This is a genomic window from Shewanella olleyana (assembly GCF_023283825.1).
Taxonomy (GTDB): domain Bacteria; phylum Pseudomonadota; class Gammaproteobacteria; order Enterobacterales; family Shewanellaceae; genus Shewanella; species Shewanella olleyana.
On the sequence record NZ_JAKILD010000024.1, the window covers coordinates 70,381 to 83,126 of the forward strand.

A 12,746-nucleotide genomic window follows, 5' to 3' on the forward strand; every position below is an offset into this window, starting at 1 on the left:
GTTAGATAGACCCATGAACAGAAAACAGCTGATGATCAAAAAGACCGCTAAACGGGCTAAAGCTAAGCAAAATAAAATTGTAAAAGATAACCCTCAAAAGAACCCTAAAGTCGGTTATATTTCTAAAGCCGTGCGCGCTCAAATGGAGTTAGAAGAGCAACAAAAGCTTGCGGCACAGGCTGAAAAAACAGAGGCTGTTACTGAGGAAATGCCAGTAACAGATAAATAATCTAGTCTAATGCTGGCATAGAATTTAATTAAATATTCTAAAAAGCCCCGAACACCTCATTGGTTTTCGGGGCTTTTTGTTTACTTGGCTAATTTCGATTTTAAGAGTTAGAGTTACCTTTAGCCAGTGAGGCTAGTTTTAGTTTTAGTTTTAATTTTAAAACCACTACTTATCTTTCGATGAAAGCGGATTATCTAAATCGCCATCCCTAATGATTTCTTCACATAATGGCTCTTCGTTTAGTTGCGCTAACTGCACGTAAGATGATGACTGCGGCGATGATGTCGGACTCATTTCAAGTTCAATTTCATCACTCTCACTATTTGTGTCAGCTGCTTGTTGAACATGTTCTTTCGCAGTGATTTTTTCAATCAATCGATAACCGACCCAGACTCCTCCAAGGCCAAATAAGATTGAGCCTAAAGCCTGTCCAATTAACACGCCATAAACGCCACCAATTTGGGCACCGAAATACACAAATGGAATGGTGCCTATAGTCGCTTTACCCACATTAAAGAAGGTCGAGTATTTGGCTTTACCTAAATTATTAAATGAGGCATTAGCAACAAACAAAATACCGTTGAAAATAAAGAAGATAGCAATGTACTGGCAGAAAAATAATATCAGTTCTGCCGCTTCACCTTGCATATCAAAAGCAGCTACAATCTGATGTTTAAGCGCAAACAGAAGAATTGACACCCCAAAGACAAACACCACACAAAACTGTATCGCTTTGGTCAAACTTTCCTTTACACGTTCAAACTCTAATGCGCCGTAATTTTGTCCGATAATTGGACCCACTGCGCCACTAAGTGCAAATATCATCCCAAAACACACTGGGATGAGTCGTCCTAACACCGCCCAACCAGCAACATAACTATCACCAAAATCAGCAATCGCTTTGGTGACAACCGCATTACCAATTGGGGTTGCTACGTTGGTTAACATCGCCGGCAAAGCGATAGCAAAAATAGTGCGGATGTCTTCGATAAAATGTTGACGATTAAACTGCCCAAGCATCTTATGCTTCACTACAATTCCGCGCGCAGAAATGATAAACACTGCAATTCTGGCAAATACAGAAGCAACTGCTGCGCCCTCAATCCCCATCCCTAAGGCAAATATAAAGATAGGGTCTAATACTAGATTCACGCCGCCGCCAGCAAGGGTCGACATCATAGACAGCTTGGCATCACCAATGGCTCTTAAAGCGCCGCCTAATGCCATGGCTAAACAAATAAATGGCAGTGATGGCACTAATATACGTAGATAACTCTCAGCTAGAACAGCGGTTTCACCGTTAGCACCAATAAGAGACAATAATTCAGGAATAAAAATATACACAGTAACTGCAACAAACACACTCGTGATAAGTGATACCACCGCGCTGTTAAGTAACATGCGTTTTGCCAGCACCATATTTTTTGCACCCACTGCTCGGGAAACTAATGCGCCCAACGCAATAGATAAACCAATACCAATTGATGTCGTGAAAAAAGAAATTGCGCCGGCATAGCCGACCGCTGCAGCAAGTTCGAGCTCGCCCAATAAACTTAAGAAAAAGATATCTACCAGATCAACGACAAACAACGCTGAAATTCCCACAGCCGCAGTAGAGCTCATCACCAAAATGTGACGTAAAATGGAGCCTTTAACAAACTTAGCTTCGGTCATGAGTTGCCTTCTAAATTTTGCTTTTCTAATTCACTACCGCAATGATGGCAATATAAGGCGTGTAAATGATGCCCACGAGCACCGCAATTACTGCACCTTCTCAAATCTCTTTCAGCGACCATTTCATTGGAGATTGAAGCCGTTAAAATCCCTGTCGGAATCGCAATAATAGAATAGCCAATTAACATGGTCAGGGAGGCTATCGCCTGCCCTAAATTAGTTTGCGGGGTGATATCACCATAACCCACTGTCGTTATTGTTACTATGGTCCAGTACATTGATTTTGGAATTGAGCTAAAGCCATTATTTGGCCCTTCAACCACGTACATTACGACACTTAACGCCATAATGATCAGGCTAACTGAAAAGAAGAAAATAAACACCTTCCTTCTCGCTTGAAGCATGGCTTTTAATAACAAATTTCCTTCACTTAAATAGCGGAGTAATTTGAGTACCCTGAATATTCTAAATAAGCGCAATATTCTAAAGGCCAGAGATACGTTTGCCCCTGGAAATATCAACGCTAAAAAGCTAGGTAGAATTGACAATAAATCAACAATGCCATAAAAACTTTTCATGTATGACCAGCGACTAACTGAACCATACAGCCTTAGTAAATACTCAATAGTAAATAGCCAAGTAAATGCCCACTCGGTATAGTAAATAATTTGACCATACTGTTGATGATAAACGTCAATCGTATCTAATATAATCAGTAACACACTGAGTAAAATACAAATAATCAAACCAATGTCAAACCAACGGCCTGAGCGGGTTTCAGTACCAAAGATGACTGTTCTTATTTGTTTTTTAAAAGGGGTATCGTGTTTTTCTTCTAATGTCATAGCTCTCTCGAAATGACGTCCAATTTAATCCCGCACTTGATGTAAAAGTACGGTATTATCTATAAAAATTTTCATTTCATTATGGCAATTATTCGCTCTTCTGATAGATTGCCTAACGACTGATACTCATGTTAACACTATTAACAATAAACAAACTTAGAAAAAACTGCTTTTTTGGAGACTTCATGTACTTGGTTAAATGCTTCATTTTCATAGCCATATTTTGCTCGACCTTAGCCAATGCTTCAATCGATCAGCTTAATTCTTCAAAAGTAGATTTAGTGGTAGTGAATAAATCCGAATCGAGTATGTCGATTTTTCATCAAGGACAAAAAATCAAAACCTATCAAATTGCGATGGGTGATGCACCTCAGGGGCACAAGTTAAAAGAAGGCGACCAACGAACACCTCAAGGTCGTTACGTTTTAGATTATAAAAAGTCAGATAGTGCTTTTTATAAATCAATACATATTTCATACCCAAATGAAGAAGATCGCCTCCGTGCAAATGCTTTGGGTGTTAGCCCAGGTGGCATGATAATGATCCATGGCCAAAACCCTAATTCAAGTTTAACACCCGAACAAGCCCAACAATATAACTGGACCAATGGTTGTATAGCTGTGACAAATAAAGAAATGGACGAACTATGGCGTGTTATTGAAGAAGGCACACCAATCGAAATTTGGCCATAAGCATTACTATCACTTCACTCATTTTTCTCTTCCCACGCCGTAACAGGAATTAGATATGGATTACGCCCAGTTATTGAAAAGCTGGCCTGACTTTAGTCAGCGAATCACTTTGTTTATAAAAGAATTAGGTTTAGATACTTTACAGCTCGACTGCGATCATTGTGCACTTAGGGTTAATAGTGTTGATGCAGCTGAACGCCTGACAACAGACTTTGAACAACACGGTCAGGTTATTTCTAACAATATGATTAATGGTCGCCCAATATTAATCATTAAACTGAATACACCGATGGAGCTAGATGGCTTAAAAGTCCCTTGTGTTGAGCTCCCTTTCCCATCAGATAAGTTATATCCTCAAGAAGGCTGGGAGCACGTAGAGCTTGTTCTGCCAACCAATGCAACCACATGCGAACAGCTTATAGAAGATTTACTAAAAGTTGCCCCATCAGCTCAAAATATCATTGATGGCAAGACAGATATTAAAGTCAAACTTAGCTCACCTAAAGGTGATAATGAACGTTTAGCCAACCCTACCATTGCATTTAAGCAAAATGGCATTTGCGTTAAAGTCCACCCACAAACTATTGAAGCAATTATTGCCAGCGAACAATAAATAAAAAATCTAGTCTTACTGCCACTAGTAAGACTAGATTGGTCTTTTATCTAAACCTCAATAACAGCATTAATCAAGCAATGAATCTGCTGTTTATCAAATTATCTGCACTTTTCGATCCCTGTGATTACTTAGCTTCAGCAGCTAATACCTCAGACATTGGTGGCACTAAGGTAACCGGATCGAGGCGCATTTGATACCAGTTAACCCGCCAATCAAGGTGTGGGCCTGTCACACGCCCTGTAGCACCAATTTCAGCTAAATCTTGGCCTTGCTTAACCACATCACCTACTTTTGCATAAAGCTTGCTCAAATGAAGAAAGGTAGAGTTAATGCCGTAACCATGGTCGATAATCAAGGTGCCACCAGAATAAAACATGTCAGGTTCAGCCAAGGTAATTACACCATCAACTGGTGATACCACCACCGTGCCAGTAGGTCTTGCGACATCCACACCATAGTGCGGGCTACCAGGTTTACCGTTGTACACACGCTGACTGCCATAAACACCGGAGATTCTGCCTGTGACGGGCCAGATAAAGTCTTGCATGAAGGCTGTCTGCTCACTAAACGTGTTTCTAGCCGCTCTAGTTTGCTTGGCATCTTTAGCCGCCCTTTCTTGAGCTGCAGGATTAGGTTTCATGATTTTCTTGCTTATGCCAGTCAGACGATCAATCTTGTACTCTTTAGCTTCAACCTTTAAAGGTTTAAGCTCTGTCAGTCCATCAGGGTAAACCACCTCTAGCATTTGCTCGGCTTTAGCTTCGCGCTCAAACCCAAACGCAAACTGTCCTTTTGCAGTAACACCGATTGCTTCTCCATTCAGTTTAACCACTGAACCAGCTGGGACTGTGCCGCGCACCAATGCCCCTTGTTCAAACTTACCTTGCAAATTAATTTGAGCTACAGCGGAGAAAGAACAAAGTGAAAGTGCGAGCATTGAAGATAATGTGAGTATTATTGGTTTATTCACAGCCATGTTGTATTTATTCCTCTATCTTTGAACACTTTGCTCAATACTTATTGGTTTGATTGGCTTCATCATATGGTGTTGATGATAGGTTTTCAAATCATTGATGAGGCAATAGGAAGGTTCATCATTACGGTGAAACCACTAGCAGTAATTTAGACACAAGCAAGATGACAAAAGATTGATTACAACATTTAAGGGAAGCGTTAAAGATTGATTAAGATAAGATTAAGATAAAAAGTGCACTCACGTATAGTGAGCGCACTAATTAGAGTATGTAAAACACTTATTTGACTGCTATAGCACCTTTGCCAATACCTTCGAAAGCAATGACTTTAAACTCAGAGCTTGGTGATTTATCGGACATTGTTTCAGCGATAAACTGGGCTAATAATTCAACAGTAGTATCGTGGGGAATAATGTCACAACAAGCCCTAGGCATCGCTAATTGGAAATCACCTTGGGGCGCTTGATAATGAAACCCATAGTGGCTTTCGTTACTGACAACAGTTTGCTTAGATAAAACAAGACTTGCCACATCGACAACATCTTCTTCGCTACCCAAATAAATATCTTGCCATCTATCGGCCCAGTATTGATCCCATTTAGGCGCTGCAATACCATTTTCAAATACGGTGATCGGGCTTCGATGACCATGAGCGATACGCTGACAGTTTCCGTCATGCTTTCTTAAGCCGTGGGTATAGTGATAATAAGGGGTATCTAATACTTCATTACGCAATGTAAGACTGATCCCTTCAACGTTATCAGGTAAAGCTTCGCGTAGTGCTTTAATCAAAAAAGAATTTACACTTTCAAAGTCAATAACTTCAGTAGGTACTAACGCAAATGCTTGTGATGGACATGCGAGGTGAATATCGCCATGTTTACTAGAAAAGTCCATCCACACTCGATCGCCTTTTTGCTGCCAACGAACTTCGCTACACGCTGTAGGGATGAGTAATCGATGGTCGGCAACATCATCAATGGTGTTTTTAATGGTTTTTTTGACTTTTGAAAAATCAAGTACCATGTTTTGCTCATCTAAGCCGCCATCAAGTAATACATCTACAATCCAGCTTTCGCCAACCATGCCGCGAATTGGACACAAATAGGAAAAATCGATAACGGTTAAATCTTTTACGAACAGTTGCATTAAGGCTCCTAGGCAGAAAAACAGTCCACCTCAGTTAACTTATCCCAAATAGCTTTGGCTAAAGGGAGTGATATTTCAAGGCTATTCTAAACAAAAGCATGCCTAGGCGCGAGAAAACAAACTGACTTTATGTAAAAACCTTATAGATTAAATAACATTTGGATAAATCATAGTGCCTTGATGCATTAAAAGCGTTACTCGACTTTATACCCAACACCATAAATAGAATGAAGCAGATTACCTTGCGTGCTGTTAACGGTTAATTTTGAACGCAAGTTTTTAATGTGACTATCAATTGTGCGCGAACTCACGACTCTGTCATCGACATAACAAACTTGCATAAGACTATCTCTTGAATGCACCACACCAGGCCGTTTAAGCATGGTATGCAACAACCTAAACTCGACCGGCGTTAAATCGACCTCTACACTCGATACATTACATTTAAAACGTTGAATATTAATCAACAAATGCTTGTAGGCAATTTCATCTTCATTGGTCAGTGGAGTCGTTTCTATTCTACGTAAAATGGTTTTAACTCTAGCCACCACTTCACGTGCCGAAAAAGGTTTACAAACATAATCATCAGCGCCAATTTCTAAGCCAATAAGGCGATCAATTTCCTCTACTCTCGCGGTGAGCATCAATAGTGGAATATTAGAAAATTGACGAACCTCTTTACAAATGGTCAATCCATCTTTATGGGGTAACATCAAATCCAATATCACAAAGTCCACATGACCTTGCTTTATCGTTTCTACTGCATTGAGCCCATCATGCAAAACTTGCGAGTCAAAGCCCTCAAGGCTAAGAAAATCCACCAAGACTTGCGCAATTTTAGGCTCATCTTCGACAATTAATACCTTCATTTTAGGATGGCTGACATTCATAATTAATGGGACTCTTTAAATAAGGGTATGGTAATTTCGACGCAAAGTCCGCCTAGGTTTGATGGTCTAGCTGTAATACTGCCACCATGAGCTTCAACAATGTTTCGACTGATGGTCAAGCCTAAGCCTGCGCCATTGTTTCTTCTCACTCTCGAACTGTCTTGACGGTGTAAAGGGTCAAACAATAATTCGCAGTCACCGATAGGCACACTCGGTTTGGTATCATTGATAAGGATTAACAAACTGCCGGGCTCTTTGATTAAATCGACATCAATATTTCCAGGGCTATCGGTGTAAGCAACAGCGTTTAATATCACGTTGGAGAATAGCTGCTGTAGACGCATTTTATCGCCATTAACAATCAGTTCTTCGGTATGAACAAAGTTAATCGATAGTCCTTTCTCCGACACTTTATCAATTAAAGAGTTCATTGTTTCAGCAACACATAACGTGACATCAATGGGCTCGAAATGATATTTAAGACCGCCAACATCAGATAAAGAGAGTTGATATAAATCATCGACTAAATGTTTAATTCGCATCACTTCTTGCTCTAATGATGCTAATTGCTGTTGATTAAAAGGCCTAATACCCGCTTTTATAGCATCAATTTCACCACATAAAATACTTAGAGGGGTTCGAAGTTCATGGGAGATATCAGCAAACCAACGATTTTTGGCTGTTCTATTTTTATCTAAGGTCATTGCTAAATGATCGATATCTTTCATTAATAAACCAAGTTCATCTTCCCGCTTAACGTCAAAACGTTCTGCATAGTTGCCTTTTGATAAATGGGAAATTCCGTTAACGACCTCTCTCACAGGTACTAATAACAGTCGTGCTAATACCCAAGAAATTAAGCTCGCTAATAATAAGCAAAGCAACCCAATCCCTAAGCTGGTCCATAACTGCTGCTTTGAGAATGCTTCCGCGGAAATGCTGTTCACTTTCTCGACGGGCTTTGTGTATAGCTTAGCTACGACTTGCCCGTTATATATGACATCAACAGGAATCGCTGCTTTAATATTGTTAAACCCTTTCCCCGCAAGTAATTGCCCTGAGTTTGAGTACAAAGCAGTTGGTGGACCACGCCTTATAGGAGGTGAAGGTAAATTATCTCTTAAATGTGGAGGAATGGCGTTCTGGCCATTACGTTCGGGTCGTTCAAGGAAAGATGGACGTCCCTCTCTTCTTGGCGGCATACCCTTTAATCTTGGGGGCGGACCGCTTCTATCGACATCTATGGGACCATGTTGAGGGGTATACTGACGCAGAATATCTGCCAATTGTTTTTCGGTGGCGTTATTCCAATCAAAAGCAGATTTTTCATAAAGCTCTGCATATGAAACGGCTAAATCTTCCAACCTTTCTTGTTGGAGCGAATTGATGAAACTAATAAAACCTTGATCAAATCCCCACCTTGCCAGTGAAAGCGTGGCAATAAGCACAACACTGGTTAAGCCAACAAAGGCTAAAAATAGCTTTTGAGAAATGTTCATTTAAGTTTTACCAAAGCTAAAATAGTCATTAACAATATACTCAGTCGAGTCTGCATGATTAATTTAAAATGAGAGACTTACTGAGTATATATTCCTGTTAAGTTTCCCACTAGTTTGTAACACAAGCTAATTTTAATCTCCTTTGTTTCTGCACATTTCCTGCATATTTACTTGTTATGGTGATTCAATCATCAAACTCTTCATTGCTTAGGAAACTATCATGAAAAAAATGTTAACTAGTATCATATTAGTCATTATTAGCTGTGGTTACTCAGTATCTGTATCAGCCCAAGATCAGCAGAGGCAAATGCGCAAACCACCCCAAGAAGCGTATACCTTATGCGAAGATAAATCTGAAAATGATGTTGTGAACATCACTACACCTGATGGTGATGAAATTGAGGCGACATGTCAGTTGATGGATGACCAATTAGTGGCAGTACCAGAAAACCACAAGCCACCTCAACGTCAAAAAAGATAGAGGCCGTTATGCAAATAAACACACAATCAATCAACATCCCGAACACACAAACTCAGATAAATACAAATTCATCTGACAGACCCAAAGGTCCACCACCTCCGCCACCAGGGACTACACCACTCGGTCTTGAAGATGCAGTATCGACCTTAACTGATGAACAGCAAACTGAAGTTTCTGAAATGCTTGCCTCATTAACTAAAGAGCAAAAAGCAGAACTGAAATCGTCATTGGATGAGCTAAAACCACTCACTGAAAATATGTCTAATGAAGATATAGGCAGTGTATTCTTTGAAGCATTAACCATAGCGAGTATGAATTCTACTGAACAAGAAAGCAGTGGCATTGATACTTACGCTTAAGCTAAATATTAGATTTATGTTTCAGACATTAAAAAAGCGATAATGGAAATTATCGCTTTTTTAATGAGATTTTTATATAAAGCTATGATTTACAGATTAGACATTCAAAACGCAGCTCATTAAATTAAAGGCAATTGCTCGGTTAATACGCTCGCCACTTGTGGTTTACTGAAATAATATCCCTGCGCTTGATCGCAGCCGTTTTCTAATAGGAAAGCCGCCTGCTCTTTGGTTTCAACACCTTCCGCGATAACGGTTAACTTTAATGCATGTCCCAGAACAATAATGGCTTTCGCGATAGCAGTATTATTACTATCAAACGGAATATCACATACAAATGACTGATCAATTTTTAGCACATTGATAGGCAACTTCTTCAGATAACTCAATGAAGAGTAACCTGTACCAAAATCATCTACAGACAGTTGAATACCAAGATCCCCTAACCTTTTTAAATCAGATATGACTCGCTCAGGTTCATACATCATACAACTTTCTGTCATTTCTAATTCAAGTAGTTCAGCAGGGAAGTTTGTTTCAAGTAATATCAGCTCAACATTATCAATGAAGCTGGTACGCTGAAATTGTAAGCTCGCAACATTCACGGCTAAATGGCCAAAACGATAACCAGCATCAAGCCACTTTCTTCCTTGCTTGCATGCCATTGTTAACACTTGCAAACCGATCTCATGGATAAGACCCGTTTTCTCTGCAATTGGAATAAACTCAGCAGGAGAAATTAATCCATACTCTGGATGTTCCCAACGAATAAGTGATTCAAGGCCAACTAACTTACCTGTCACTAAGGAAAGTTTAGGCTGATAAACTAAGTGAAATTGCTCTTCTTGTATCGCCTCGTGTAGTGCACTTTGAATTTTAACGTGCTCTACCGAATTCATAGTCATTGTTGGATCATAGAACGTAATGTTATTACGACCATTTTGTTTCGCAATATGCAGTGCTGTATCAGTGTTTTGTAATAAATGTTCACTGTTTAAAGAGTCATTAGGGAATATCGAAACACCCATGCTCAATGTCACTCTAACCAATGGGTTATCTTCCAATTTGAAAGGCTGTTCAATTAGACTTTTTAACTTGTTGATATGGCTAATCGCCATTTCATTATGAGTAATATCTGACAATAAAATAACGAACTCATCACTGCTTAATCGCCCAACAATACATTGCTCGTTACTCAGCTCCGATAACCTTTGCCCGACTTCAATAAGCAGCAAGTCACCAACATTATGGCCTAAGCTATCATTGATATGTTTAAAGAAATCGATATCGAAAAAGACTACAGCGAGTTGAGTTTGCTGTTTAAAAGCACGGTCGACTTGCTCTTGAAGTTTAGAACGAAATAAGACTCGGTTTGGTAACTTGGTCAGTGTGTCGTAATACGAAAGGTTAGCTAATTTTTCTTCATTTTTCTTCTGAGCCGAAATATCAGCAAATACAGCGACAAAGAAATTTATTTTATCTTGTTGACCATATACAGCATTAATCGTTACTGATTGAGGGAAAACTTCACCTGATTTACGCTTATTCCAAATCTCACCGTGCCATTTGCCTTTGACTAATAAGGTATTCCACATTTGCGAAAAAATAAATCGTCATGTGTTCCAGAATTTAAAATGCGAGGGTTTTGACCTACAGCCTCTTCACGGCTAAATCCTGTAATTTTACTAAAAGCAGCGTTCACCTCAGTGATTTGACCATCTCTATCGGTCACTAAAACGCCTTCTTTGGTATTTTCGAAAACGCTCTCTGCTAACATTAACTGAGTTTGTGCTTCTTTATGCCTTCCAATATTACGGGTAATTCCTATCACGCCAACTAATTCATTATTGCTATCTAATAACGGCGCTTTTATCGTTTCCAACCAATGTCTTTTTTGTTGCTGATCGATTCGTTCACACTCACCGACGACAATGGGTTCGTTAGCTTTAATAGCTTGAAAATCACCACTTTTAAATAACTCTGCAGTCGCACTGTCGAACAATTCTTCATCATATTTACCAATAATATCTGAATGTTTTTTGTTCCAAGCAAGATCAACACTCTCGTTACACACAACATATTGGCCATTAAGGTTTTTTATCCAAATATGTTCTTGAAATGAGTTTATAAAGTTTTGAAGATTCAGCCCTACAGGGTTATTCAACTCAGATGAGACAGGTGTTTGATGTAAAGTCTGATTATAACTGAGGGATAAATTCTCCACCGCTAAGGATAAAAGAGCTGATAAGGAATTGTTAATTACTGTGTTTGTAAGTGCGGCTAAAATGGCTACAGGACTATTGCGATCATCAAAAATGACTTCGAAGCATAACAAGTAACTTTGGTTTTGAAATTGTATACTAACTTTTTCTGATTCAACTTGTGCTAAAGGTAACTCACTGACTAAACGGTAAATTTGATCTTGTAGGCTGTCATTTGATGGTTTGGTCAAGCTTTCACAACTTACTGACAACTCTAGGTGACTGGTGTCGCCCATTGAATAGATATATACATTTGAATTTAACGCCTCAGCTGTTAAATCAATGTTGGCCTGCCAACGTTGTAATATCGTTTGAGTCAGTTTTTGCATTATAAATCTTATCTCCACCAAGCAGGCAGTTAACAAGTGTCAGATTATATAATCAAACTTGATAAATTGAATAATCAAATACTGTATATGCCAACCAAATCAGTTTACCGTTAAAAACCATATCACATCGGCGACGCAGTAACCGCCAACAAAATAACAATCACAATCACAACAAAAAACTAACACCACGCACTGTTGCATGAAATCAACAGAATTTTCAAATGTGCAATATTCTACAAGAAAGCGCTACTAGTTACCGTTCAATGATTACTATTAATAAAGCGACCAAATGATTAAAACACTGAAAGAGTTAGATTAATGCAATTTAATTTCGCTTTAGGTTAGTCATCAAAAATTCCAGGAAAAAAAGACAACAAGCCAAACAACGGTCAAAATATCTAGCCTATAAATCTCAAAACTCCTGACACACAAAAGCCTGTTACATGAGTAACAGGCTACCTTCTCAATTAAAAAAATTAGACGTTTGGCAATGACCTACTTATTAATCCGTGTAGGGACACATGGGGATATCGACCACAGTATTATAGCAGACATTGGTATATCGAAATAAGGACGCTCATCATTTTCATATCCCAAATTTCAGACACAAAAAAGCCCTAACACATCGTGTTAGGGCTTCGTCGTATTAGGCGCTTGGCAATGACCTACTTTCACATGGGGAGACCCCACACTATCATCGGCGCTATTGCGTTTCACTACTGAGTTCGGGATGGGATCAGGTGGTACC

General features: G+C 39.3%; 13 protein-coding genes and 1 rRNA gene. 5 read left to right on the forward strand and 9 right to left on the reverse strand.

All coding sequences use genetic code 11. The features are described 5' to 3' along the window. The first annotated feature begins 13 nt into the window (after window positions 1-13). Complete coding sequence (locus L2735_RS16320; protein ID WP_248985709.1) at window positions 14-229, forward strand: DUF2986 domain-containing protein; 216 nt, start codon at window positions 14-16, stop codon at window positions 227-229. A 165-nt stretch (window positions 230-394) separates the two neighbouring features. On the opposite strand, the gene L2735_RS16325 is transcribed toward L2735_RS16320, so the two are convergent. Further along, entirely contained in the window at window positions 395-1,903 is a 1,509-nt protein-coding gene (locus L2735_RS16325; RefSeq protein ID WP_248985710.1) for an MATE family efflux transporter, read from the reverse strand. Then, window positions 1,900-2,748 carry an ion transporter gene (locus L2735_RS16330; RefSeq protein WP_248985711.1) on the reverse strand — a complete coding sequence of 283 codons (849 nt, stop codon included), beginning with the start codon at window positions 2,746-2,748 and terminating at the stop codon, window positions 1,900-1,902. The genes L2735_RS16325 and L2735_RS16330 overlap by 4 nt, the downstream gene beginning before the upstream one ends. Window positions 2,749-2,933: 185 nt before the next feature. On the opposite strand from L2735_RS16330, the gene L2735_RS16335 reads away from it, so the two are divergent. Both L2735_RS16335 and L2735_RS16340 read left to right on the forward strand, forming a co-directional pair. After that, window positions 2,934-3,440, forward strand: coding sequence for a L,D-transpeptidase family protein (locus L2735_RS16335; protein ID WP_153914313.1), 507 nt, complete (start codon window positions 2,934-2,936; stop codon window positions 3,438-3,440). 55 nt (window positions 3,441-3,495) lie between these two features. Next, entirely contained in the window at window positions 3,496-4,053 is a 558-nt protein-coding gene (locus tag L2735_RS16340; RefSeq protein ID WP_248985712.1) for a VOC family protein, read from the forward strand. Between the two features lie 127 nt (window positions 4,054-4,180). On the opposite strand, the gene L2735_RS16345 is transcribed toward L2735_RS16340, so the two are convergent. The 4 genes from L2735_RS16345 to L2735_RS16360 form a co-directional block, all read right to left on the reverse strand. Further along, window positions 4,181-5,032, reverse strand: a complete 852-nt coding sequence (locus L2735_RS16345) for a M23 family metallopeptidase (RefSeq protein WP_248985713.1) — start codon at window positions 5,030-5,032, stop codon at window positions 4,181-4,183. Between the two features lie 277 nt (window positions 5,033-5,309). After that, window positions 5,310-6,179 (reverse strand): 6-carboxytetrahydropterin synthase, encoded by an 870-nt coding sequence (locus tag L2735_RS16350; RefSeq protein ID WP_248985714.1) that lies wholly within the window; start codon window positions 6,177-6,179, stop codon window positions 5,310-5,312. Window positions 6,180-6,373: 194 nt separating this feature from the next. After that, window positions 6,374-7,069 carry a response regulator gene (locus tag L2735_RS16355; protein WP_248985715.1) on the reverse strand — a complete coding sequence of 232 codons (696 nt, stop codon included), beginning with the start codon at window positions 7,067-7,069 and terminating at the stop codon, window positions 6,374-6,376. A 2-nt stretch (window positions 7,070-7,071) separates the two neighbouring features. Further along, window positions 7,072-8,568, reverse strand: coding sequence for an ATP-binding protein (locus tag L2735_RS16360; protein ID WP_248985716.1), 1,497 nt, complete (start codon window positions 8,566-8,568; stop codon window positions 7,072-7,074). A 220-nt stretch (window positions 8,569-8,788) separates the two neighbouring features. Between L2735_RS16360 and L2735_RS16365 the strand changes: the two genes are divergently transcribed. Both L2735_RS16365 and L2735_RS16370 read left to right on the forward strand, forming a co-directional pair. Beyond that, window positions 8,789-9,049 carry a hypothetical protein gene (locus L2735_RS16365; RefSeq protein ID WP_248985717.1) on the forward strand — a complete coding sequence of 87 codons (261 nt, stop codon included), beginning with the start codon at window positions 8,789-8,791 and terminating at the stop codon, window positions 9,047-9,049. 8 nt (window positions 9,050-9,057) lie between these two features. Next, a complete protein-coding gene (locus L2735_RS16370) occupies window positions 9,058-9,408 on the forward strand; it encodes a hypothetical protein (protein ID WP_248985718.1) in 351 nt (116 codons plus the stop codon). 119 nt (window positions 9,409-9,527) lie between these two features. Here L2735_RS16370 and L2735_RS16375 read toward each other — a convergent pair whose 3' ends face one another. The 3 genes from L2735_RS16375 to rrf all read right to left on the reverse strand — a co-directional run. Continuing rightward, window positions 9,528-11,003 carry a sensor domain-containing protein gene (locus L2735_RS16375; protein WP_248985719.1) on the reverse strand — a complete coding sequence of 492 codons (1,476 nt, stop codon included), beginning with the start codon at window positions 11,001-11,003 and terminating at the stop codon, window positions 9,528-9,530. Further along, on the reverse strand, window positions 10,985-11,860 hold the full coding sequence (locus tag L2735_RS16380; protein ID WP_248985720.1) for a PAS domain-containing protein: 876 nt from the start codon (window positions 11,858-11,860) through the stop codon (window positions 10,985-10,987). Before L2735_RS16380 ends, L2735_RS16375 begins: the two co-directional genes overlap by 19 nt. A 790-nt stretch (window positions 11,861-12,650) precedes the next feature. After that, window positions 12,651-12,746, reverse strand: a 5S ribosomal RNA gene (gene rrf / locus L2735_RS16385); the annotation flags it as partial.

What these genes read in the sequence shown, in the direction of transcription:
- L2735_RS16320 (WP_248985709.1), top strand. Translation starts at nt 14, where the DNA reads ATGAACAGAAAACAGCTGATGATCAAAAAGACCGCTAAACGGGCTAAA.
- L2735_RS16325 (WP_248985710.1), bottom strand. Translation starts at nt 1,903, where the DNA reads ATGACCGAAGCTAAGTTTGTTAAAGGCTCCATTTTACGTCACATTTTG.
- L2735_RS16330 (WP_248985711.1), bottom strand. Translation starts at nt 2,748, where the DNA reads ATGACATTAGAAGAAAAACACGATACCCCTTTTAAAAAACAAATAAGA.
- L2735_RS16335 (WP_153914313.1), top strand. Translation starts at nt 2,934, where the DNA reads ATGTACTTGGTTAAATGCTTCATTTTCATAGCCATATTTTGCTCGACC.
- L2735_RS16340 (WP_248985712.1), top strand. Translation starts at nt 3,496, where the DNA reads ATGGATTACGCCCAGTTATTGAAAAGCTGGCCTGACTTTAGTCAGCGA.
- L2735_RS16345 (WP_248985713.1), bottom strand. Translation starts at nt 5,032, where the DNA reads ATGGCTGTGAATAAACCAATAATACTCACATTATCTTCAATGCTCGCA.
- L2735_RS16350 (WP_248985714.1), bottom strand. Translation starts at nt 6,179, where the DNA reads ATGCAACTGTTCGTAAAAGATTTAACCGTTATCGATTTTTCCTATTTG.
- L2735_RS16355 (WP_248985715.1), bottom strand. Translation starts at nt 7,069, where the DNA reads ATGAATGTCAGCCATCCTAAAATGAAGGTATTAATTGTCGAAGATGAG.
- L2735_RS16360 (WP_248985716.1), bottom strand. Translation starts at nt 8,568, where the DNA reads ATGAACATTTCTCAAAAGCTATTTTTAGCCTTTGTTGGCTTAACCAGT.
- L2735_RS16365 (WP_248985717.1), top strand. Translation starts at nt 8,789, where the DNA reads ATGAAAAAAATGTTAACTAGTATCATATTAGTCATTATTAGCTGTGGT.
- L2735_RS16370 (WP_248985718.1), top strand. Translation starts at nt 9,058, where the DNA reads ATGCAAATAAACACACAATCAATCAACATCCCGAACACACAAACTCAG.
- L2735_RS16375 (WP_248985719.1), bottom strand. Translation starts at nt 11,003, where the DNA reads ATGTGGAATACCTTATTAGTCAAAGGCAAATGGCACGGTGAGATTTGG.